The sequence below is a fragment of the Microbacterium dauci genome (genome assembly GCF_030065535.1).
GTDB lineage: Bacteria > Actinomycetota > Actinomycetes > Actinomycetales > Microbacteriaceae > Microbacterium > Microbacterium dauci.
In genome coordinates this window covers 286,848-308,945 of sequence record NZ_JASJND010000005.1, presented here as the reverse complement: position 1 = coordinate 308,945, position 22,098 = coordinate 286,848, and the positions used below count along the sequence as shown (strand labels likewise).

The window sequence follows — 22,098 nt, the reverse complement described above, 5'->3', positions numbered from 1 at the left end:
TCACGGACGAGTCGGGCTCGAGACGCGGGGCGCCCTCACCGGCGACCCGCTGGAGCGGGCGTCTGCGGGACCCGATCGATCGCGTCCTCGATCCACGCCTCCAGCCGCCAGGCCGGGACCCGGAACAGTCGAGCGACCTGGTAGACGGGGTACCCCGCCTCGAGGACCGCCGCGACCGCGAACTGCTGCGGTGACGTGAATGCCTGCGACGGGAGCACCGCGTGCAGGTCGCGGAGCGAACGCGGACTCCCCGCGTGGGGGGCCGCCGATCGCGGCATCCGACGGGGGTCGACGGGACGCGTCAGTGGCGCCTCGGGCCACTCCTCGACGGGCACGCCGTTGATGGTGATCGGTGCGCCTTCAGCGGGCACGGATGCCGCGATGCCGGGCACCTGCGAACCCCATCCGGGCGCGCTCCAGGACGGCGCTGCCGGTGACGTCTGGGCGGGCACCCCCGCGGGCTCGGCGGGCACCTCCGCGGGCCCGGCGGGCACCCCGGCGGGCACCCCGGGCGCTGCGGGCGCCGGATCGACTGGCGCGCCGCCCGGCGCGGCGGGTTCCGCACCCTGCGCCGCGCGGTACGTCTCGAGCTGTCGGCGCCCGTACTGGACGATCGCGTCTTCGAGCATGCGTCGGAGCACGTTGCGTCGGCGGGCGCGCACGATGGCGAAGGGCAGGCCGACCGCGGGGATGATGAGGACGAGCAGCCAGAGCCATCCCATCGGATGGTGATCGAGCCACAGCAGCCATCCGGGCCGGTGGTTCCAGCCGTCGAGGTCGTTCGAGGCGAGCTGCACGTCGACACGGGGATCACTCGCGATCGGCTGTTCGCCGACGCCCGAGAGCGTGTTACCCGACACCCGGGCCCGCGCGTCCTCGCGGATCGACAGGGCTGCACCCTCGACGACCGTGATGTCGTTGTCGCGCACCTCGACCCGGCCGCTGCGCACAATGACCCCGTTGGCGAGGCTCCGCAGCGTAGATGAGGCGAGCACGGCATCCGAGATGTCGCCGTCGAGGGTGAGCGCGGCGCCGCGTTCGGCGTGCAGGGTCGATTCCCGGATCGCGAGCGATCGGACGGGCCCATCGACACGCACCGCGGTCGCGATGCCGTCGACCTCGAGCCGGTCGACCTCGATGTCGTTGCCCCCGTCGACGAGCAGGCCGCCGCGACGGTTGTCGTTCGCGGTGACGGCGGCGATCGTGAATCCGGATGCTTGTGTCGTCGGGTACCCCGCCGCATTCGCGCCGTCGGCGCGGGCGGCTGCCGACACGCGGACACCGACCTCATCGGCGTACTCGATGAGGCTGTTGCTGACCGTCACGGCGCGCGAGCCGCGCGCGATCGAGATGCCGTCACCGCCGGCGCGTTCGACGTGCACGTCGTCGACGACCACGCGTGCCGAGGCGCCCGTGATGTCGATGCCGGTCAGCAGCGAGTCGGTGATGGTCGCTCCGCGCACCTCGCTGTGGACGACGCCGGAGAAGTAGACGCCGAAGGCGAGCTCGTCGTGGGCGGTGTCGACGAGCTTGGCGCGAGCAAGCCCCACATCCGTCGACGTCACGGCGACGCCGCCGGTTCGGCCGCTCCAGAACCCGAGGTGCCGGAACTCCGTGTGCTCGGCCGACAGCACGCCATTCCGTACCAGGATGAATCCTCGCCCGTTGTCAACGTCGGTGTCGGGCCCTTCGGCTTCGGCGTCCCACGACGTGATGGTGAGGGGCTTCTCGGCGGTCCCGTTGAGAACGACGTCACCACCCCACCCGACGATCTCCGTGAAGCCTGCCTCGGTCGAGACGAGGCGGATCGTGACGCCGGGTGCCGAGATCGCCAGCCGCGCATCCGTCCGCACGACGACTGCTCGGACGAGGTCGTAGGTGGTGTCGTCGACCTTCTTGAGCGCTCCGCGCGCGATGAGGTCGCGCAGCCCGTACGACTTCTCCCGCGCCGAGAGGATGACGGTACCGTAGTCCGTGACCGCTCGTCGGTCCTTCCACGAAAGTCGGGACACCTCGGTGAGCCACGTGTCCACGGCGGTGACGACTGCGGATGCCTCGGAGGTTTCGAGCCGTGCCGCCCGATCCTCGGCACCGGTCAAGCCGCCAGCCGCGGAGAGCGGCGTCGCGCTTGGGCCCGGTGTCGCTCCCGGCGCGGCGGACCCGTCGGGAGACGCGCTCGTAACGACGTCGGCGGTCGCCACGCTGGCCCACGGGAGCGCGGTGCCTGCGACGATGTTGCCCACGGCGACGATGCCCACGGCGAGCACAGCGGTCGTGATGACCATCAGCGACCGCGTGAGGGCGGTGCGGTGTACCGACGTGTCGCCGCGTTCCTCGGCGGAGATGTCGCTCTCGGGCGCCCTGTGGCCGGCGCGGGTCACGATGCCGCTCCCACGGTCGCGCTCTCGGCGACGCTCGCTTCGGTCTGCCCCTCGCCGCCGCGGGTGGTCGCCGACCGAGTCAGCCACCCCTGCTTGTTCATGGTGAACAGCGCGTAGGTCTTGATCGGGAGGGCGACGAGGATGATGACTGCTGTGACGAGCGGGAGCAGGACGATGTCCTCGGGCCGCCGCCACAGGTGCGAGAACCCGCGGATGCCGCGTCCCACGATCACCCATACGAACGCGACGGTGACGGCGAGCACCGGGTGGTCGGAGTCCACAGCGAGGACAACGTAGGCCAGCGCGATGCACATCGTGACGGGCGTGAAGAGGATCTGCATCATCGCGATCTGCGATATCAGCGGGACCTTGAAGATCCACCCCTTCCCGATGGCGGTGATGTAGCAGCGGTAGGAGTTTCGACTCCATCGGATGCGCTGCTTCACGAATGCGCGGAACGTGCCCGGGAACATGGACAACGCGCGAGCGCTGTCCTGATGGGTCACACGGAACCCCTGCGAGAGCACGAGCCACGTCATCCGACCGTCGTCGCCCGCGATGCACTGGCGGCCGAAGAACATCTCACGCTCGAGCCGCTCGACCTGCGGCACGATGACGCTGGTTCGGTAGGCCGCGGTGCGACCGGACGCGCAGATGACACCACCGAATCGCCCCATCGCGGGCGCGTAGTCGGTGTAGCGGAGGTCGATGATCCAGTCGGCCACCCGACGCCACACGCTCGACTTCGGGCGGTAGACGTTCTGGCGAGTGGACACAGCGCCGACTGACGGGTCGATGAAGGGCATCTGGATCGCGTCGTGCATCCCCTCCTCCCACGATGTGTCGGAGTCGGCGAAGATGATGAGCTCGGTGTCGACCATCCGCATCCCGTGTCCGAGTGCGGAGCGCTTGCCGTTGTGCTCGAACGTGATGACCTCGACGGTCGGGTAGGCGAGCGCCTCGATGCGCGACTGCGCCTCGGTGTCGTCGACGTCGAGGATGATGAGGATCCGCGTCGGGCCCTGACGAACCCAGGTGGCGAGACAGCGGACGAGGACGTCGGGGTCTTCGCGGAACGAGGGCACCACCACGGTGGTCGTCGTCCGGAAATCGTTCTTGACCGGACGTGACGTCGCAGAGAGGATTTTCCGGATCGCCCAGTAGCCCCACGACACGACGCCGAACATGCCGAACGGCAACACCCACCACAGGTATGACACGAGTTCGGATGGCACGGTCATCTCCCCAGACGATCCAGCGGCCATCTCCCCAGACGGACGTCGCTGGCGCCAGCATAGCGTCAGGGCACTCCGACCCGTTCGGAGGCTGGGCGGGGCGCCCTCGGTCAGTCCTCGCAGCCGACCGTCGTGCGGAGCGGGGCGCCGTCGGAGGTGACGTTGTCGCAGCCGATGACCGTTCCCCTCGCACCGGATGCCACGTCGATGGCGTACGCATCGGCGGGGACGTCCACGGTGTTGCCGCGGAGGATGTTGGCCTCGCCCCAGCCGTCCGCGACCGACTGCACCTGGATGCCGATACCCGCAGCGTGCTGCACGCCGTTGTCCCGGAGGATCCAGCTGTTGCCCTTCACATCGACGACGGAATCGACGACCGCGTCGGCGGAGATCGACAGCTCGTTGTCACGGATGATCCCGCCCGACGTGCCCTCTTTGACGTCGATGGCCTCGGCCGCGGTGTCGCTGATGCGATTGCCCGAGATGGTGTTCGCGTCGCTCGCGTCGGCCGCACAGTCGGAGTACCGGCACCAGTTCGAGCTCGCCGAGCCGATGTAGACACCCTCGCCGTACTCCGGCGTTGTGAGCCCGGTGCGGCTGATGTCGGAGTCGACGAGGGCGCTGCGGACGCTGGCGCTCCGAAAGTGCACGGCTTCCTCGCCGGTGCCCTCGACCGCGAGGTCGGCGAGTCTGACGTCGACCGCGGCATCGAGCACGATCCCCTTCGCCGCGCCGGTCACGGTGATGCCGGCGATGCGCCAGTGGGACGCCCCGTCGAGGTGGAGCGCGTATCCGGTGTCGGTCGCACCGCCGTCCAGGACGACGTCACGGGACCCGCACAGAACGATCGGCGCGGCGGCGCTTCCCGACACGGTGATCGTGAATCGTCCGTCGTAGCGCCCGTCGCCGAGCGCGAGGACGTCCCCTGGCGTCGCGGCATCCAGCGCATCCTGGAGGTCCTCGGCGTTCGGCCCGACGAAGGCGGCGTCGGCCGGGCACGCGTCCGGGACGGTCGGCGACACGGCGCCGCACCCGCTCGCACCGAGAGCAGCCACTCCCAGCACGACGGACGAGAGCCACCGATGCACGCGCATTGGTCCATTCTGGCCCGGCGCCGAGAGCATCCCGCACGCTGACAGCGGTGCGGGGAGCCACGATCGGGACGTGACTGCCGGCGAGGAAGTGGATATTCTGGCGTCGCGCTCCATACCTCCTGTGCGACGTCGCACAAGGACACCGACAACACCCTCACCCGAAGAGGACGTCCGATGACCGCACCCGCATTCCGGGAGCCACCTCGCGATCCCGCCGAACCACACCTCGACGTCGCCGCCCCGGCCTACACTCCCGACGATCGCGTCGCTCCCGAAGACGCATCGATGCTCTGGCCCGATGCACACCTCCTCGCCGAGCCGCCCGCCGACTATCGCCCGCTCGAGATCCCCGAGGTCTGGGAGCCGACGGATGCGGACCCGACCGACGCGTGGGCCGCGCAGACGCAGGACTTCCTCCCGCAGCAGCAGATGCCGCAGGCACCTCCACCCGGATGGCCCCACCCTGCGGCATCGCCGCAACACCCGCACTCGCAGCACCCGCAGGCGCACCCGACACCACCGCAGCACGGCGCAGCGCACCCGCCCGGGGCACCGCAGCACGGCTCGCCGCACCCCGCAGCGCAGCAGCACCCAGCAGCGCAGCAGCACCCAGCAGCGCAGCAGCCCCCCTGGCCGACGCAGCCGTACGCGACCCCGCCCCTGCCCCCGGAGCACCGCGGCGGTCCGCCGGCCGGCTACGTGATCTCGGTCCCCGAGATCGGCCCCACGACCGGCAACAATCCGACCGGCAACATCCCGACTGCGAACCGCCGCACCGGCCGGATCGCGCCGCGGAACTTCCGCGACCTGCGGACGGGCCCGCTCGCGGGGCGCGACTTCCCGTCGATGAAGGAGTTCGCGGTCGCGGCGGTGCTCGAGGCGGGCTACGCCGAAGCCGATATCGCCCGACTGTTCCGCTTCGCGCCGTGGCAGCTCCGCGCGTGGGTCAACGAGGCGCGCGGTGGCTTCAACCGCGGCTGATCGACCTCAGAGCGCCGCGAACTTCGTGTCGTAGACCGGGCGAAGTTCGGTGTACCGCGCCTGCCAGGCGTCTTCACCGCCGACCTCGCCTCCCGCGAGCAGCGTCACGAGTCGCTCGAGGTAGGTCTGCCAGCCGGCGCCGTAGAAGATCGACTGGATGCCGGTGTGCTCGAGCACCAACCGGGTGCCGCCTTCGGCGGGCTCGAGCCGCACAACGAGCTCGGTGGGCTGCTCCCCTGTCGCGTGCCAGGTCGTGGTGAAGGCGTGCGGTGCGTCGCACGAGGTGACGGTCCCCCGCCCCCAGATCTCGCCGTCGGACGCAACTTCCCATGAGCCGCCGTCGCGAAGGTCACCGGAGTACTCGGCCATCCACCGCGCGAGACGATCGGGGGTGGTGACCGCACTCCAGAGGTCGTCGATGTCGGTGCGGTACACCTCCTCGTAGACCATCCGGAACGTGTCGCCGTGCTGCTCAATGACGGGGCTGTCCAGGCTCATGATGCGTCCCTCTCCACGGTGGTGGCTGCCGGCATGTCCGCCTGGCGGTCGGATGCCGCGGCGATCGCCCCGGCCCTCGTCGCGGCGCGGGCGCCACGGGCGATCTCGGTGCGCAGCGCGCCGAGGCGCTGCGTCAGCGGCGCTCGAAGTCGGCGGAGCGCAGCCTCGGCGGCATCCAATCCGGTCGGATCGAGCGCGTAGACACGACGGATGCCCTCGGCACGGACGGCCGCGAAGCCGTGCTCGCGCAGGATCTTGAGGTGCTGCGAGACGGCGGGCTGGGAGATGCCGAACTCGGCACGAACGACGTCGGTGAGGGTGCCCGCGGTCTGCTCACCCGGGGCGAGCAGCTCGAGCAGCCGTCTGCGGACGGGATCTGCGAGGACGTCGAATGCGTGCACGACCGCACTCTATAAGATTGAACTTATAGAGTGCAAGCCTTCACGCTTTACTCGACGGTGACGGACTTCGCGAGGTTGCGCGGCTGATCGACGTCGAGCCCCTTCGCGGTGGCGAGACCCATCGCGAAGATGTGCAGCGGCACGACCGCGAGCAGCGGCTCGAACAGCGCGCCCGCGAGCGGGATGCGCAGCACCTCGTCGGCGAAGGGCAGCACCGCGGCGTCGCCTTCCTCGGCGACGGCGATGACCCGGGCGCCGCGCGCGCGGATCTCCTGGATGTTCGAGACGACCTTCTTGTGCAGCTCTGCGGAGTGGCGCGGCGACGGCACGATCACGAAGACGGCCTGGCCGGGCTCGACGAGCGCGATCGGTCCGTGCTTGAGCTCACCGGCGGCGAAGCCCTCGGCGTGGATGTACGAGATCTCCTTGAGCTTCAGCGCACCCTCGAGGGCGATCGGGTAGCCGACGTGGCGACCGAGGAAGAGCACCGACTGGGTGTCGCCCATCCAGCGGGCGAACTGCTCGATGTGCGCCTGCTCCTTCTCGAGCACGCGCACGATCTTGGCGGGCACGGCCTCGAGCTCGCGGACGGCCTCGACCGACGCGGCATCCGACAGCGCACCGCGGACGCGACCGACGTGCAGCGCCAGCAGGTACAGCGCGGTGATCTGTGCGACGAACGCCTTGGTCGACGCCACGGCCACCTCGGGACCGGCGTGCGTGTACACGATGGCGTCCGACTCGCGCGGGATGGTGGCGCCCTGCGTGTTGCAGATCGACAGCGTCTTCGCGCCGCGCTCGCGCGCGAACTTGACCGCCATGAGCGTGTCCATCGTCTCGCCGGACTGCGAGATCGACACGACGAGCGTGTCGGGGCCGATCACCGGGTCGCGGTAGCGGAACTCGTGGGCGAGCTCGACGTCGACCGGCACGCGGGTCCACTGCTCGAGGGCGTACTTGCCGACCATGCCCGCGTATGCGGCGGTGCCGCACGCGATCACGATGATGCGGTTGATCCCGGCGAACAGGTCGTCGAGCCCGTCGAGCTCGGGGATCGTGACGGCACCCTCGTGCAGGCGCCCGCGCAGGGTGTTGGCGACGGCCTCGGGCTCTTCCGAGACCTCCTTCGCCATGAACGACGACCAGCCGCCCTTCTCGGCGGCCGAGGCATCCCAGACGACCTCGAAGGGAGACGTCTCGACAGGCGCACCGTCGAAGTCGGTGACCTCGACGCCGGCCGGCGTGATCGCGACGATCTCGTCCTGTCCGATCGCGAGGGCGTTGCGCGTGTGCTCGACGAACGCGGCGACGTCAGAGCCGAGGAAGTTCTCGCCCTCGCCCAGACCGATGACCAGCGGCGAGTTGCGGCGGGCGCCGACGACGAGGCCGGGCTGGTCGCGGTGCATGGCGAGCAGGGTGAAGGCGCCCTCCAATCGCTTCACGACGGCTCGGAAGGCGGTGATCAGATCGCCGGATGCCGCGTACTCGCGGCCGAGCAGCACCGCGGCGACCTCGGTGTCGGTCTCGCTGCGGAAGGTGAAGCCGTCGGCTGCCAGCTCGTCCTTGAGCTCGGCGAAGTTCTCGATGATGCCGTTGTGGATGACGGCGAGCTTGTCGTCGTCGGCGAGGTGGGGGTGCGCGTTCGCGTCGGTGGGTCCGCCGTGGGTCGCCCAACGGGTGTGGCCGATGCCGGTCGTGCCGTCGGCGAGGGGGGATGCCGCGAGGTCGTCGCGCAGCACCTGGAGCTTGCCCGCGCGCTTGCGCATGCCGAGCTCGCCTGCCCCGTCGATGACGGCGATGCCGGCGGAGTCGTATCCGCGGTACTCGAGGCGGGCGAGGCCCGAGAGGAGGACGGCCTGGCTGTCGCGAGGCCCCACGTATCCGACGATTCCACACATGGGGTCAATGCTAGGTCCGGGCGCCTGGGACTCCGCCGCGCGTCGCGACCGGGCGCGTCGCCACGCGCATACGACGTTGACGGCGACGGCGGTCAGAGCTTGCGCAGCCGAACCGTCTCGACGGTGTGGTCGGCGGCTTTGCGGAGCACGAGCTTCGCCCGGTGGCGGGTCGGTTCGACGTTCTCGCGCAGGTTGGGCAGGTTGATGTCGTTCCAGAACCCGAGGGCGAGTCGCACCGCCTCATCGTCGGGGATGTCGGCGAACACCTTGAAGAACGAGTTCGGGTTCGAAAACGCCGCCTCGCGCAGGGCGAGGAACCGATCCACGTACCACTGGGTGATGTGTTCGACCTCGGCGTCGACGTAGATCGAGAAGTCGAACAGCTCGCTCACGGCGACGTCGTGAGGATTCGGAGCGGATGCCAGCACGTTCAGCCCCTCGACGATGATGACGTCGGGGCGGCGGACGGTGACGTGCGCGTCGGGGATGATGTCGTACCGCATGTGCGAGTAGTAGGGGGCGCGCACTTCGGCCGCGCCGGACTTCACGGCGACGAGGAACTCGACGAGGGCGCGGCGGTCGTACGACTCCGGGAACCCCTTGCGGTCCATGATGCCGCGACGCTCGAGCTCGGCGTTCGGGTAGAGGAATCCGTCGGTCGTGACGAGCTCCACGCGGGGTGTGCCCGGCCAGCGGCTCATGAGCTCACGCAGGAGTCGCGCGATCGTCGACTTCCCGACCGCGACGGAACCTGCGACGGCGACGATGAACGGTGTCGTCGAGTCGGCTTCACCGACGAAGTCCGCGGCATCCGCCCCGAGTCGCTTCGTCGCGCCGGCATACAGCGACAGCAGCCGGCTGAGGGGCAGATAGACCTCGCGGACCTCGGTGAGATCGAGGCGGTCGCCGATACCGCGCAACTGTACGATCTCGGTCTCGGTGAGCGGCTGCTCCATGCCGGAGGCCATGCGCGCCCAGTCCGCACGGTCGATCTCGCGGTACAGCGAGTCGACGGGCGTCAGCGTCTCGTCGGGGGACATTGGCGCAATGGTAGCGGGGTACGGATCGCCTCGGGCACCATGACGCGAGCGCGTGACGGCGGTGCCGTACCCTGGAAGCTCGGTGAACGTCGGGGTGACGAACCGGATGTTCAGGGGACGAACGATGTTGCGACGGATGCTGGCAGCACTGGCGGTGGCGGTCCTCGCCGTCTCGGTGAGCGTCGTCGCCGCGCCCGCTCCTGCGACCGCCGCGTCGTCAGCCCCGCTGAGCTGGCTCCGCACCAGCGGTTCGAAGATCATCCACGTCGACTCCGGCAACACCGTCCGACTGCGCGCGACCTCGTGGTTCGGCATGGAGACCGACACCTGCGCCCCGCACGGCCTGTGGTCGATCACCCTCGATCAGGGGATGTCGCAGATCGCCGGCATGGGGTTCAACGCGGTGCGGCTACCCTTCTCGAACGAGTGCCTCGCGAAGAAGCGGGTGAACTCGATCAACACGGCGATCAACCCGAAGTTGGCGAACGCCTCCACACTGCAGGTGATGGATGCCGTCATCGCGAGCGCCCGCAAGTACGGGCTGCGCATCATCCTCGACCGCCATCGCCCCGACTCGGCCGCGCAGTCCGAGCTCTGGTACACCTCGCGCTACTCAGAGGCCCGGTGGATCGCCGACTGGAAGATGCTCGCGAAGCGGTACAAGCACAACTCCACCGTCACCGGGTTCGACCTGCACAACGAGCCGCGGGGCAACGCCTGCTGGGGTTGTGGCGTCCGCTCACGCGATTGGCGTGCCGCCGCGATCCGCGCGGGCAACGAGATCCTCAAGGTCAATGCGCGCCTGCTCATCATCGTCGAGGGCGTCCAGAACGAAGAGGACGGTTCGGTCACGTGGTGGGGCGGCGGCCTGCGCGGCGCGGCGAAGAAGCCGGTGACGCTCAACGTCCGCAACCGCGTCGTCTACTCGCCGCACGAGTACCCGGTGTCGGTCGCGTACCAGCCGTGGTTCTCTGCGAAGAACTATCCCGCCAACCTCCCCGGCGTGTGGGAGCGGAACTGGGGCTACCTCGTTTCGAAGAACATCGCGCCGGTTCTGGTGGGCGAATTCGGGACGAAGCTCGAAACCACATCGGACAAACGGTGGCTCTCGGCGTTCGTGAAGTACCTCGATCGCAAGAACATCAGCTTCGCGTACTGGTCCTTCAACCCCAACAGCGGCGACACCGGCGGCCTGCTGGAGGACGACTGGTACACCCGCCAGACGGCGAAGCTGTCGTACCTGCGCCCACTCCTCACGCCGAAGAAGGTCGCCTACCCGAAGGCACCGGTCACGCCGACGCCCGCACCGAACCCGTCTCCGACACCGGCGCCGTCGCAGTCCCCGGCGCCCGGTTCCGACCCATCGGTGGGCAAGAGCTCCACGGCGACCTCGCGGTGGACGACAGCGAAGATGACGGTGACCTCGGCCTGGGAGGGCGCGTATCAGGTCGGCCTGACCGTCACCGCACCGAAGACGAGGAAGGTGAAGTCGTGGCGGGCGAGCTGGGTCTCGCCCGGCGCCACCTCGATCGACAGCGCCTGGGGCATGGACTGCACCCTGACCTCGGCGGGCGCCGCGAACGCGAAGGTCACCTGTGCCGGCAAGAACTGGGGCCTCGACAACCTCACGCCCGGCGCTCGTGTCGACGTCGGCGTGATCATCAAGGCGCCGAAGGGGCCGAACCCGCCGAAGCTGTCGCTGACCGCAACCTGACCGTCACGGACACCGGATGCCGCTCCGATAGCCTCGGAGCGTGCGCTTGGGAGTCCTCGACATCGGTTCGAACACCGTCCATCTGCTCATCGCCGACGTCCGCCCCGGCGGCAGGCCGCTCGCCGCGACGAGCCAGCGCACGGTGCTGCGGCTCATGCGCTACCTCGAGCCGGACGGCTCGATCAACGAGGACGGCGTCGCCGCACTCGTCGCCGCGGTGACCGAGGCCCGCGAGGTCGCGAAGCGCGAACGCGTCGTCGAGCTGCTCGCGACGGCGACCAGTGCCGTCCGCGAGGCCACGAACGGCGCGGAGGTCATCGCGCGCATCGAGGCGGCGCTCGGCCAGGAGCTGCAGGTGCTCGGTGGTGAGTCCGAGGCGCGGTTCACCTTCCTCGCCGTCCGCCGCTGGTTCGGCTGGTCGGCCGGCCAGATCCTCCTCTTCGACATCGGCGGCGGATCGCTCGAGATCGCGGCGGGCCGGGACGAGCTGCCCGTGGTGGCGGCATCCGTCCCGCTCGGCGCCGGCCGGATGACGATCGAGTTCCTCCCCGAGGACCCGCCGGGCGAGGCGGCTGTCGACATCCTGCGCGAGCACGCCCGCGCGACCCTCGCCCCCACCGTGGAGACGATGGCGTCGCAACCTCGCCCCGACCACGTGGTGGGATCGTCCAAGGCGATCCGCTCCCTCGCGAAGCTCGTCGGCCACCCCGCGCCGGGCTGGGCCGGAAGCGACCGCATGGTGCTCCCCCGCCGCGAACTGGGTTCGTGGATCCCGCGGCTGGCGCGCATCCCGGCATCCGCTCGGCAGGAACTGCCGGGGATCACCGCCGACCGCACGTTCCAGATCGTGGCTGGCGCGGTCGTGCTGCACACCGCGATGACCGCGATGGGCGTCGACGAGCTCGAAGTCTCGCCGTGGGCGCTACGCGAAGGCGTGCTGCTGCGCTACATCGAGTCGCTGAGCTGGAACGAACCGAGCGTCTGACGCACTCCGCGCTCACGCGCGCGGCGATGCCTTCCGGAACATCCCAGACGAGCGAGGGATCGCAGGCGCGCTGAACGTCGGCTCGGCCGCGAGCGGCACGGGCACTTCGAGGACGACCTCGTCGCCGCGCTGGAAGATGCGCGCGCCCTCCCCCAGCAGGCTGACGCCGCGGGACGACGGTTCCACGACCGGCGCGCGCTCGATGACACCGATCGACCACGTCCGCACCAGCAGCGCCGATCCCTCACGGTCGATGGAGAGCCAGACGGCCTTCGCCTCGGAGTGCTTGACCGCGTTGACGAACCCCTCGTTCACGACCGTCGCGACGCGGTGCGAGAGTGCCGGATCGATGAGGACGTCCGCCGCTTCCTCGGAGATCTCGCTCGACACGTCGAGGACGCCGCCCCACGTCGCCACGAGCTCCGCCACGTCCTCGTGGTTCGACTGGACGAGCCCCTCGCGTCCGAGCGAATCGGCCTCCGCCTCGAACCAGAGGACGGAGTCGAACGCGGCATCCGTGTCGGATCGGAACCCGTCGATCTCGGCGTCGGTGAGCTCCCACTCGTCCGCGTACGCAGCGAGCATCACGCAGCGCCCCTGCACGCGGCCGTGGAGGACGTGGGCGGCGTTGCGGAGCGGCCTGCGCGCCTCGGCGGTCTTCGACGTCAACGTGCGGGCGACGAGCCCGAGCACTGCTTCGAGGCGCCGAGAACTGATCGCGGCCCGTGCGATCGCATCCGTGCACGCGGCGAGCGCGATCGCGAGCAGCGGCATCGAGAACAGCGGGACGAGCTTCGACGGGTCCTCGGCGTCCACGAGCAGATGCGCGAGGACCGTCATCAGGATGCCGGCGACCGTCCAGGTGGCCACGATGACCGAACCGCGCACCGTCGGCGGCTGCCGCCGTGCGAGCAGTCGCGTGACGAGGTCGGCCGCCAGGGTCAGCGGCAACGCGACGAGCAGCGCCGTCACCGCGGTCTGGAGGCCGCCTACACCGTTCGTGTACGGGAGCCCGCCCGCGAGGAAGACGACGCCCACCATGCCGACCGGCGGCGGGCGCAGCATCGCCAGCGCCGAACTCTCACCGATCGGCTCGGGCGTCGGCGGCTGCTTCGCGTCGATGAGGTTCAAGTTGAGGTTGGCGCGTTCCTCGAGCCGGTGGCTGGCCGAGCGCACGACCTCCGAGTACGCGCGCACGGCCGGGAAGTCGATCGTGCCGGCGAGCAGCGCCTCGCGTTTGATGCGCAATTCACCGATCAGTTCATCGAGGGCGACACGGTTGTCGTTCTCGAACCTCGCCAGTCGCTGGCGACCGCGGGTGAGGGTCGCCACCGCCGCGTTGAGCCGGCCGCGCGTACCTCGCGTGAGTTCGATGGAGCGGACCGTCATCGCGATGACTGAGAGTCCCGCAACCCAGAACACGATGTTCGACGTGACCCGAGCCGCCCAGTCGTCGAGGATCGGCGGCATCCCGTAGAAGACGGCGAAGAGGAGTTCGTTCAAGAAGGGGCGGGCGACGGATGCCGCCACGATCGCGCCCAGCACCACCAGCACGCGTGCCCGTCGGTCACGCAGTCGCCGCTCGGCGAACGCCGCGGGGAGGAGGGCGATCGCGAGGAGCGCCCAGCCGAGGAAGCCGACGAGGAGGACGCTCAGGTAATCGTCGGACGAGTCGAAGTGCTGGAACGGCGCCATGACCGTCATGGCGATCAGGAGCGAGAGCAGCAGGGAGGTACGCGAGAAGAACGCACCACTGGTGACGGCGTCCCACCAGACGTGAGCGCCGAGTCGGATGCGTCGCTTCGCGAGAGCTGATCCTCGCAATGACATCCCGACCTCCCCATAGCCTGTGCGCCAAGGACCGGTTCGGGCTGGTCCCTCGACCAAAGTGTACGCCTGTCCACTGCATCGTCGCCTGCACTGCACGGTAGCGCCTCGGCGCGACGGAGCGGTCGCGCGGCGCCGGTTAGGCTCGAATCGTCCGATCGATCCGGGAGGCGTGTGCGGTGTTCGAGATCATGACCGTGTGTACGGGGAACATCTGCAGGTCGCCGCTCGCGCAGCAGCTGCTGCACCAGCGGTTGGCCGATCTCCCGCACGCGATGACGAGCGGCGGCACGTTCGACATGCGCAGCGCCGAGATGCCCGACGACGCCCAGCGGCTCGCGGTGATGCTCGGCGTCCCGGCCGATGAGGCGGCTTCGCACCGCTCGCAGCTCGTCGACGCCGAGCGTCTGCGCACGCCCGATCTCGTCATCGCGATGACGAGGGAGCACCGGAAGGCCGTCGTCTCGGTGGCCCCGGCACGACTGCGGACCACGTTCACCGCTCGCGAGCTCGGGCGGCTCGCGGCATCCCTCTCCGACGATGAGATCGCGAGCGCGGCCGACGCAGGAGGCACCGACGCGTCGGCCCGGCTGCGCGCGGCAGTGCAGCTCGCCGCCGGGCAGCGCGGGATGATCCCGCCGCCCGAGGCACCCGAGGACGACGACGTCGTCGACCCGTACCGGCTCCCGTGGGAGACGTACGAGCTGATGGGGCGCCAGCTCGTCCCGGCGGTCGATCAGATCGCCCGGTTCGTCCGCATCGCCGTCAGCGGCTGACCGCGTCGGGCGGGCACAGCGTGTAGCCCGCACCGAGGTCGATCCGATGGCAGCCCGACCCCGTGCCGTCGCGGGTGAGTCGCCACGCGTCGATGATGTTCTCGGCAGGCGCGTCGAGCAGCGCCACGTGCGCGCCCGAGAGCACGATCGGGCCCACCACTCGCCCCCACGAGGTGGCGATCTGCTCGGCACCGACCTCGGCGATCTGCGCTGCCGCGCCGCGCTGCGTCGCGAGGCTCCATCCGGTCGGCTCGAACGCGGTGCGGACCGCGCCGACCCCCATGACGACCGCGCCCAGGAAGAGCGCGATCGACGTGACGGCCGCCGCGAGGCGAACCGGCGACGATCGACCTCGGAGCACCGTGTGGATCCGACCGATCGCGAAGGCGACGATCACCGGCGCGAAGGCGAGCAGGCCCGGAGCCGGATGCCGCACCCATGCCGGGGTGTGCTGGGCGGTCATCCACCAACCGAGGAATGCGAACAGTCCGACCGCCGCGAACAGCAGCACCAAGGCCACGTCGTTCCTGGCGAGTACGCGGAGACCGATTCGCCCGTCGCGCCGGATGCGTGCGACGACGACGGCGATCACGACACCGATCAGCACGAGCGTGACGATCGCGACCACCTGCCACGGGCTGTGCCACGCCGAGAACAGCGCGCCCACCTTGTCGCCGACCGCCGTCGCGTATCCCTGCTGACCGCCGGTGCGGATGAACGCCACCGATGAGCGGAGGTGATCGATGTACCGCGCCGGGCCGAGCGAGCCGAAGATGACGACTTCCCAGATCACGACCGGAACCGCCGTGAGCGCCGTCACTGCGGCTGCCCGGACGACCCGTCGGACGATCGTCCGGTCGGATGCCACTACGAACAGCACCGCGAACAGCGCCGGCGCCGCGAGCAGCGAGATCGTCTTGGCGAGCGCGGCCAGTCCGATCAGGAGCGCCGCAGCGCGCGGTCGTCGCGGAAGCAGGAGCGCTGCCCCCGCGAGCAGCGCACCCGCGGGGACCTCACCGAGGATGTCGCTCGGCGCGTGGATCGGCGACAGTGACTGCGAGCCGTCGAAGACCGCCAGCATCGCCACGGCGGCGACCGCACCCCACGCACCGCCGACCTTGCGTCCGAGGAGGGCCGTGAGCGCGACGAGCGCCGCGAAGAAGACCACGGCGATCACGCGGCCCGCGATCACCGGGTCGGCACCCACGAGCACGGCCGCAGCGATCGGGAGCAACACGATCGGCCCCGTCGAGATGCGCGGGTCGAACGCCGTCACAAGGCTGCCCGACAGTGTGCCGTCGCTCGAGTAGCCGAGCCCGGCCGCGAGGTTGATCGGCACCGTGAGGTTGAACGCTTCGTCTTCCCAGAGCCCGCGTTCGAAGATCGTCGCGAGGGCCACGACGGCCGCGACCGCGCACGCGACGATGAGCGCAGCGCGCTCGATGACGACAGCGGGGTTCATGCCGTTTCGGTGAGCGACTGGTCGGCCCGCTGCGGTGCGGTCGCACGATGCGGACGCACCGTGGCCGCGACGAACTCGGCGCCGGCACGCGCGACGAAGGCGACGAAGCGACGTGTCGGGAGGTGCTTCCGGCGGGTGCCGCCCCACATCGTGCCGGTGGCCGTCGCGCCCCGTCGCACGCGGCTGCGCACCTCGACCTCGTCGACGTCCCACCCGCGGCGGGCCTCGGCGATCGAGAAGTGCACGTGCGGGATCAGAAGTTCCCCCGGATGACTGTCGAGTAGTTCGGCGATGCGGTCCGGTCGGTAGGCCCGAAGGGGTGTGTTGACATCGCGGATGCCGCGCCTCGCGACTGCGGCCACGACGAGGCGGAGCGAGGCGCTGAGCACGCGACGGAACCACGGGTCGTCCCGCTGGCGTCGGACGCCGTGAACGACGTCCGCGACCCCGATCGCGAGGTGCTGCGCCACACGAGCGACGTCGTAGCCGTCGAACTGCCCGTCGCCGTCGACGTGGACGAGGACATCGGCGTCGCAGGCGAGTCCTGCCTGGTAGGCGGCGAGGGCAGTCGGCCCGTGGCCGCCGTTCTGGGGCTGGCGCCGGACGACGAGCCCCTGGATCTCGGATGCCTCGAGCAGATCGGCGGTGCCGTCGGTGGATCGATCGTCGACGACGACGATGGTGAGTCGATCGGCGACACCGTCGAACGATGCGACCAGCTCTGCGAGGAAGCCTTCGATGCCGTCGGCCTCGTTGTACGCGGGCATGACGAGGGCGACATGGCCGAGGGTCATCGGTTCATCTCCTCGGCGGGCTCGGTGCAGACATCCCTGTAGCGTAGTCGACACGATGAGCAGTCCCTCCCGCGCCCGGCGCGCACTCGCGCTCGGTGCGAGGTTCCTCACTGTCGGCGCGATCAGCACGGTCATCGAGATCGTCTCGTTCAACGCACTTCTGGCGTTCGGCGTCGAGCCGGTGACGGCGAAGATCGTCGCGTCGCTCATCGCCCTCGTGAACGCCTACTTCGGGAATCGACACTGGGCGTTCCGCAGTCGTGCACGCCGCAGCCGTCGCGCGGAGCTCGCCCTCTTCCTCGCGACGAACGCGATGTGCACGGTGCTCGGTGCGGTGATCGTCTGGGGCGGCGACCTCGCGGTCGAGGCAGTGCTCGGGCGCGAAGCGGGCGTGCTGGCGCTGAACGCGGTGAACCTCTTCAGCATCGCGGTCGTGGTGGTGGTGCGCTTCGCGCTCTACCACTTCATCGTGTTCCGGGCGCAGCCCGCACGGCCCTGACGAGGACCCTCCGCCGACGAGCTGTCAGCGGGTGACCGCCAGCACGGCGACGGTCGCAACCACACCGATGAGCAGGATGCCGAGCGGGATCAGCATCCATCCGCGTACCCCGCCGTAGTCCCGCAGCCACCACGGTTCGGGCCCCTCGCGATAACGTCTCTTCCCCGGCATGGCGAGAATGTAGCGACCTCGTATGACGAAGGGCGGCCACGACGATGAACGGTCGATGACGCCGCGCTGTCAGACGACCGTGGATCCACCGATGAACGGTCGATGACGCCGCGCTGTCAGACGACCGCGGATCCACCGATGAACGAGGACCCGCCGATGACCTCAGGGCCGACGTGAGTCAGGGCAACGGGATGAACGGGATGCCCGGGTCCGGCTCGGCGGGCGGTTCGGGCTCTGGCTCCGGCTCGGGGTCGGGGTCGGGCGCGGGTGTCGTCGGTTCCGGGTCCGGGGCCGGCGTCGTCGGGTCCGGTGCCGGCGTCGTCGGGTCGGGTGCAGGCGTCGTCGGGTCGGGTGCCGGCGTCGTGGGATCCGGTGCCGGCGTTTCCCCACCCGGCGGGACGAACACGGGCGGAAGCGAGTCGTCCGTCCCCTCGGCTTCGAGGAGCAGCCGTTCCTGCTCAGCCCGCGCCGCAGCGACCACCCGGAGCGCGTTCTGGGCGCCCTGCTCGTCTGCAGTTCCCGCACGGACGGACGCGGCGAGCTCGGTGAGCGCCTCGGCGACGTCCGCCCGCTGCTCGTCCGTCAGCAGGGTGAGTTCAGCGTCGAGTGTCGGCGCCATCGCGCCGATGACGGTGGCATAGGCATCTGCCGCTGCGAGCACGGCGGCCTCGAGGTCACCGATCTCGGCGACGGCCGCATCGAGCTCGGCGTGCTTCTCGGTCAGGTCGGCGCCGGCGCGGCGCGCATCGTCGAGGGCGCGTGCGATGGTTTCGAGCGACGCGGGGTCTTCGTCGAACGCGTGGTCGCCCGCCTCGGGCAGTCGGACCGCCGCAGCGCGGTCCGACACCTCGGTGAGCACTGTCGCGAACCGTCGATCGGCGCGCGCCGCGATTTCGTCACTGAGCTCCGCGCGGACCGCGCGGAGTCGGGTGAGTTGCGCATCGAGCGCGGTCAGCCGCTCGTCTGCGGCGACGACGGCGCGGTCGAACGTCGCGACCCGGTTGCTGACCGATGCCTGCCGCTCGAGGAGTTCGGCTTCGGCTGCTCGCAACGGTGCGTCACTGAGCGAGCGCTCCACGGCGAGGGCGGTCACCCCGACCGACACCACGACGGCGGCCGCCGCCAGCGCGATGTGCAGCGGGTCGCGCGTCCGGCGGATCGGGCGGGTCTTCGCCGACGAGCTCGCGATCGCGACGTGCTCCCTGGGCCCGCTGACGTGTCCGTCGATGATGCGCTGGAGGTCGCGATCGGCGTCCGCCCCCATTACGCCACCCCCCAGGCTGGTAGTTTCGACCTTTAGAGCGTAGTCCTTCGACGCGCGACGCGACGACTGGTCGCGGGATGGATGATTCGGGCGGGGGCCTCGTGACGTTCGCACGGTTCTTCGGTGCGCTCCGCGCGCACTGGGTGCTCGTCGTCGCCTGCATCGCGCTCGGTGCGGCGTTCGGGGCGCTCACCGCCCTCACCTCGCCGACCACCTACCGTTCCCAGGCCGATCTCTACATCACCGTGCCGGACGGCGACGGCACACAGGAGTTGTCGCAGGGCGGCAGCTACGCACGACAGGCGGTCACGAGCTACATCGAGATCGTCCACACCGCGCCGGTGCTGCAACCGGTCATCGACGAGCTCGGGCTCGATATGACCCGCGCCGAACTCGCGGGGGCGATCGGGGTCTCGAGCCGGACCGGCAGCCAGGTGATGTCCATCAGCGTGGTCGACACCATCCCGCAGCGGGCAGCCGACATCGTCAACGCGGTCTCGGCGTCGTTCACCACGTACGTCTCTGACGATCTGGAGGCCGGAGCCGACCGCCTCAACATCGTCCAGATCTCGCCGGGGCTGGTCGCCAGTTCACCGGCCGGACCGTCGTTGTGGCTGTGGACTCTCATCGGCGGCGCGATCGGCGTCGTCGCGGGGCTCTCGCTGACCGCGCTCCGCGCGATCGTCGACACCCGGGTCCGCAACGGCGACGACGCCGCAACACTCGCCGGCGCACCCCTGCTCGCGGTGATCCCCGCGATGAGCGGCAAAGACCGCGGACCGCTCGTGGTCCGGGATGCGCCGTCCGACCGCGATGCCGAGGCGTACCGCCGGCTGCGGACGAACATCGCCTTCGTCGGTGAAGCGGACACCTCCGCCTTCGTGATCGCCGCGCCCGCCGACGACCTCGCTGCGGCGCGGGTCGCAGCGAACCTGGCCTATGCGATCTCCGACACCGGCGAGTCCGTCGCGCTCATCGACGGCGATCTGCACACGTCGCCGCTGACCGAGATGTTCCAGCTCGGTGGGCACCCGGGCCTGGCGCAGGTGCTCGACGGATCGCGCCGCGTGAGCGAGGTGCTGCGGGGCGTCCCGGGCCGCCCGCTGTTCGTCCTCCCCTCCGGAGAGACGCTCGAATCTCCGTCGAACCTCCTCGACCGCGACCGGATGCACGACATCGTCCGCAGTCTCGGCGAGTCGGTCGACCACATCGTCATCGCGGCGCCGGCGACGCTCGGCAGAGCGGATGCCTCGATCATCGCCCGCGTCGCCGGGTCGATGATCCTCGTGCTCGAATCCGACGTCTCCACGGCCGCGCAGGTGCACGCGACCCGCACCGCGCTTTCGCACTCCAGCGGCGCACGGGTGGTCGGCGTGGTCCTCGATCGGCACGTCGGCGACGACCCGTCGATGGTCGGCGCCGAGCGCGCGCACCGCTCGCGCTGACGCCGTCCGCACTCGTGGGCGCGGGCGGGACCCAGCAACGCGGTATGTCAGAATGGCCGGGGCCGTGACGACACGCGGTCGACGCACTATGGGGGTACTGCTCGGTGGAGCTGCACGACTACATCAGGATCCTGCGCAAGAACTGGCTCATCCTCCTCGTCTGCGTGATCCTCGGGGGATCCGCCGGCGCAGCGTACTCGCTGGTCTCGAAGCCGACGTACGAGTCGACGACGCAGATGTACGTATCGGTGCGCTTCGAAGGTGCTGCGAGCGATCTCCTGCAGGGCACCAATTACGCGCGCCAGATCATCACCAGCTACGTCGCCGTCGCCCGCACTGCGGTGGTCCTCGACCCCGTGATCGAAGAGCTCGGGCTCGACGTGACGAGCCCTGAGCTCGCGCGACAGATCAGCGCGGAAGCACCCGCGAACACGGTCATGCTCTACCTCACGGCGAGCGCCTCCGACCCCGAGCTCGCCGCCGACATCGCCAACGCCGCGGCCGCCAGCCTCTCGGACGCCGTCCAGAACTCGCTCGAGGCGCAGGGCGAGTCGGGCAGCGCCGTCAACGTCCGTGTCGTGCAGCCCGCCGTCGTCCCGTCGTCGCCCGCAGGCCCGAGCCTTCTCGTCTGGATCGCGGTCGGCGTGGCCGCCGGGCTCATCCTCGGCGTGATCGTCAGCGCGCTGCGGACCATCCTCGACACGCGCATCCACACGCTGCACGACATCGAGTCGATCACCGACGCGCCGATCCTCGGCGGCATCGCCTTCGACCCCGACGCGCCGAAGCGACCGCTCGTCGTCCACGCCGATCCGCGCAGCCCGCGTGCCGAGTCGTTCCGCGCACTCCGCACCAACCTGCAGTTCCTCGCGACCGGCGACGAGTCGCGCATCTTCGTCATCTCGAGCGCCGGCCCGGGTGAGGGCAAGTCGACCACGTCGACCAACCTCGCGATCACGCTCGCCGAGACCGGCGCACGTGTCGTGCTGATCGACGGCGACCTCCGCCTTCCGCGTGTGGCCGACTACCTCGGCATCGAGGGCGGCGTCGGCGTGACAGACGTCCTCATCGGCCGCGTCGCGCTCGCCGACGCGTTGCAGCCCTGGGGCCGCGGCAACATGTCGGTGCTCACCTCGGGACCGATCCCGCCGAACCCAAGCGAGCTCCTCGGGTCGCGTGCGATGGACAACGTCCTCGCCCAGCTCGGCGCGTCGTTCGACTACGTCATCATCGACGCCCCGCCGCTGCTCCTCGTGACGGATGCCGCCGTGCTCGGCCGTAAGGCGCGTGGCATCATCCTCGCCGCGGCGAGCGGACGGACGAAGAAGCAGCAGTTCGCGGGCGCGGTGAAGGCGGCACAGACCGCCGCCGCGACCGTCCTCGGCGTCGTCCCGACGATGCTGCCGACGCGCGGCCCTGACAGCTACTCGTACGGCAACTACACCTACGGGTCGACGCAGCCGACCACCGAGACCCGGGCGACGCTGCGCAAGTCGGCGACGTCTGCCAAGCAGCCGGCCCCCAAGGGTTCGCGCCGTCGCCCCACCCCGCAGCGGCAGCGCTGAGCGCCGGCATCCGAGAACACGAGTCCGTAACACGCCCGGGCTAGGCTCAGCGAGCCCGCTGCGGACGA

At 70.2% G+C, this 22,098-nt stretch carries 19 protein-coding genes; 7 read left to right on the top strand and 12 right to left on the bottom strand.

Going from position 1 to position 22,098, the window contains the following annotated elements; translation table 11 throughout:
- Positions 1–35 precede the first annotated feature (35 nt).
- The 3 genes from QNI14_RS08625 to QNI14_RS08615 form a co-directional block, all read right to left on the bottom strand.
- Entirely contained in the window at positions 36–2,381 is a 2,346-nt protein-coding gene (locus QNI14_RS08625; RefSeq protein WP_283716140.1) for a right-handed parallel beta-helix repeat-containing protein, read from the bottom strand.
- Positions 2,378–3,616, bottom strand: coding sequence for a glycosyltransferase (locus QNI14_RS08620; protein WP_283716139.1), 1,239 nt, complete (start codon positions 3,614–3,616; stop codon positions 2,378–2,380). Before QNI14_RS08620 ends, QNI14_RS08625 begins: the two co-directional genes overlap by 4 nt.
- A gap of 110 nt (positions 3,617–3,726) precedes the next feature.
- Positions 3,727–4,710, bottom strand: a complete 984-nt coding sequence (locus QNI14_RS08615; protein ID WP_283716138.1) for a right-handed parallel beta-helix repeat-containing protein — start codon at positions 4,708–4,710, stop codon at positions 3,727–3,729.
- Positions 4,711–4,884: 174 nt separating this feature from the next.
- On the opposite strand from QNI14_RS08615, the gene QNI14_RS08610 reads away from it, so the two are divergent.
- On the top strand, positions 4,885–5,691 hold the full coding sequence (locus QNI14_RS08610) for a helix-turn-helix domain-containing protein (RefSeq protein WP_283716137.1): 807 nt from the start codon (positions 4,885–4,887) through the stop codon (positions 5,689–5,691).
- 6 nt (positions 5,692–5,697) lie between these two features.
- On the opposite strand, the gene QNI14_RS08605 is transcribed toward QNI14_RS08610, so the two are convergent.
- The 4 genes from QNI14_RS08605 to coaA form a co-directional block, all read right to left on the bottom strand.
- A complete protein-coding gene (locus tag QNI14_RS08605; protein WP_283716136.1) occupies positions 5,698–6,189 on the bottom strand; it encodes an SRPBCC domain-containing protein in 492 nt (163 codons plus the stop codon).
- On the bottom strand, positions 6,186–6,590 hold the full coding sequence (locus QNI14_RS08600; protein ID WP_283716135.1) for an ArsR/SmtB family transcription factor: 405 nt from the start codon (positions 6,588–6,590) through the stop codon (positions 6,186–6,188). The genes QNI14_RS08605 and QNI14_RS08600 overlap by 4 nt, the downstream gene beginning before the upstream one ends.
- 47 nt (positions 6,591–6,637) lie before the next feature.
- Complete coding sequence (gene glmS, locus QNI14_RS08595) at positions 6,638–8,488, bottom strand: glutamine--fructose-6-phosphate transaminase (isomerizing) (RefSeq protein ID WP_283716134.1); 1,851 nt, start codon at positions 8,486–8,488, stop codon at positions 6,638–6,640.
- Positions 8,489–8,580: 92 nt separating this feature from the next.
- Positions 8,581–9,528 carry a type I pantothenate kinase gene (gene coaA, locus QNI14_RS08590; protein WP_283716133.1) on the bottom strand — a complete coding sequence of 316 codons (948 nt, stop codon included), beginning with the start codon at positions 9,526–9,528 and terminating at the stop codon, positions 8,581–8,583.
- A gap of 136 nt (positions 9,529–9,664) precedes the next feature.
- Here coaA and QNI14_RS08585 point away from each other — a divergent pair, with 136 nt between their 5' ends.
- On the top strand, positions 9,665–11,242 hold the full coding sequence (locus QNI14_RS08585; RefSeq protein WP_283716132.1) for a cellulase family glycosylhydrolase: 1,578 nt from the start codon (positions 9,665–9,667) through the stop codon (positions 11,240–11,242).
- 40 nt (positions 11,243–11,282) lie between these two features.
- Positions 11,283–12,227 (top strand): Ppx/GppA phosphatase family protein, encoded by a 945-nt coding sequence (locus tag QNI14_RS08580; protein WP_283716131.1) that lies wholly within the window; start codon positions 11,283–11,285, stop codon positions 12,225–12,227.
- Positions 12,228–12,239: 12 nt separating this feature from the next.
- Here the strand turns inward: QNI14_RS08580 and QNI14_RS08575 are convergent, their stop codons facing one another.
- On the bottom strand, positions 12,240–14,057 hold the full coding sequence (locus QNI14_RS08575) for a hypothetical protein (protein ID WP_283716130.1): 1,818 nt from the start codon (positions 14,055–14,057) through the stop codon (positions 12,240–12,242).
- A gap of 176 nt (positions 14,058–14,233) precedes the next feature.
- Between QNI14_RS08575 and QNI14_RS08570 the strand changes: the two genes are divergently transcribed.
- Complete coding sequence (locus tag QNI14_RS08570; RefSeq protein ID WP_283716129.1) at positions 14,234–14,830, top strand: arsenate reductase/protein-tyrosine-phosphatase family protein; 597 nt, start codon at positions 14,234–14,236, stop codon at positions 14,828–14,830.
- Here the strand turns inward: QNI14_RS08570 and QNI14_RS08565 are convergent.
- Positions 14,820–16,292, bottom strand: a complete 1,473-nt coding sequence (locus QNI14_RS08565; RefSeq protein ID WP_283716128.1) for a hypothetical protein — start codon at positions 16,290–16,292, stop codon at positions 14,820–14,822. The two genes, QNI14_RS08570 and QNI14_RS08565, sit on opposite strands and share 11 nt — an antisense overlap.
- A complete protein-coding gene (locus tag QNI14_RS08560) occupies positions 16,289–17,086 on the bottom strand; it encodes a glycosyltransferase family 2 protein (RefSeq protein WP_283716127.1) in 798 nt (265 codons plus the stop codon). Before QNI14_RS08560 ends, QNI14_RS08565 begins: the two co-directional genes overlap by 4 nt.
- Before the next feature lie 55 nt (positions 17,087–17,141).
- Here QNI14_RS08560 and QNI14_RS08555 point away from each other — a divergent pair, with 55 nt between their 5' ends.
- Entirely contained in the window at positions 17,142–17,585 is a 444-nt protein-coding gene (locus QNI14_RS08555) for a GtrA family protein (RefSeq protein WP_283716126.1), read from the top strand.
- Positions 17,586–17,609: 24 nt separating this feature from the next.
- On the opposite strand, the gene QNI14_RS08550 is transcribed toward QNI14_RS08555, so the two are convergent.
- Positions 17,610–17,756: a hypothetical protein gene (locus QNI14_RS08550; RefSeq protein WP_283716125.1), complete on the bottom strand. Its 147-nt coding sequence runs from the start codon at positions 17,754–17,756 to the stop codon at positions 17,610–17,612.
- A gap of 178 nt (positions 17,757–17,934) precedes the next feature.
- Positions 17,935–19,020, bottom strand: coding sequence for a hypothetical protein (locus tag QNI14_RS08545; protein ID WP_283716122.1), 1,086 nt, complete (start codon positions 19,018–19,020; stop codon positions 17,935–17,937).
- 77 nt (positions 19,021–19,097) lie between these two features.
- On the opposite strand from QNI14_RS08545, the gene QNI14_RS08540 reads away from it, so the two are divergent.
- Both QNI14_RS08540 and QNI14_RS08535 read left to right on the top strand, forming a co-directional pair.
- Positions 19,098–20,465, top strand: coding sequence for a tyrosine-protein kinase domain-containing protein (locus QNI14_RS08540; protein WP_283716121.1), 1,368 nt, complete (start codon positions 19,098–19,100; stop codon positions 20,463–20,465).
- 104 nt (positions 20,466–20,569) lie between these two features.
- A complete protein-coding gene (locus QNI14_RS08535) occupies positions 20,570–22,030 on the top strand; it encodes a tyrosine-protein kinase domain-containing protein (RefSeq protein WP_283716120.1) in 1,461 nt (486 codons plus the stop codon).
- The last annotated feature ends 68 nt before the right edge of the window (positions 22,031–22,098 follow it).

Excerpts from the sequence above, each read along its gene's own strand:
- QNI14_RS08615 (WP_283716138.1), bottom strand. The coding sequence starts at position 4,710 with ATGCGCGTGCATCGGTGGCTCTCGTCCGTCGTGCTGGGAGTGGCTGCT.
- QNI14_RS08610 (WP_283716137.1), top strand. The coding sequence starts at position 4,885 with ATGACCGCACCCGCATTCCGGGAGCCACCTCGCGATCCCGCCGAACCA.
- QNI14_RS08605 (WP_283716136.1), bottom strand. The coding sequence starts at position 6,189 with ATGAGCCTGGACAGCCCCGTCATTGAGCAGCACGGCGACACGTTCCGG.
- glmS (WP_283716134.1), bottom strand. The coding sequence starts at position 8,488 with ATGTGTGGAATCGTCGGATACGTGGGGCCTCGCGACAGCCAGGCCGTC.
- coaA (WP_283716133.1), bottom strand. The coding sequence starts at position 9,528 with ATGTCCCCCGACGAGACGCTGACGCCCGTCGACTCGCTGTACCGCGAG.
- QNI14_RS08585 (WP_283716132.1), top strand. The coding sequence starts at position 9,665 with ATGCTGGCAGCACTGGCGGTGGCGGTCCTCGCCGTCTCGGTGAGCGTC.
- QNI14_RS08575 (WP_283716130.1), bottom strand. The coding sequence starts at position 14,057 with ATGTCATTGCGAGGATCAGCTCTCGCGAAGCGACGCATCCGACTCGGC.
- QNI14_RS08565 (WP_283716128.1), bottom strand. The coding sequence starts at position 16,292 with ATGAACCCCGCTGTCGTCATCGAGCGCGCTGCGCTCATCGTCGCGTGC.
- QNI14_RS08560 (WP_283716127.1), bottom strand. The coding sequence starts at position 17,086 with ATGACCCTCGGCCATGTCGCCCTCGTCATGCCCGCGTACAACGAGGCC.
- QNI14_RS08555 (WP_283716126.1), top strand. The coding sequence starts at position 17,142 with ATGAGCAGTCCCTCCCGCGCCCGGCGCGCACTCGCGCTCGGTGCGAGG.
- QNI14_RS08550 (WP_283716125.1), bottom strand. The coding sequence starts at position 17,756 with ATGCCGGGGAAGAGACGTTATCGCGAGGGGCCCGAACCGTGGTGGCTG.
- QNI14_RS08545 (WP_283716122.1), bottom strand. The coding sequence starts at position 19,020 with ATGGGGGCGGACGCCGATCGCGACCTCCAGCGCATCATCGACGGACAC.
- QNI14_RS08540 (WP_283716121.1), top strand. The coding sequence starts at position 19,098 with ATGGATGATTCGGGCGGGGGCCTCGTGACGTTCGCACGGTTCTTCGGT.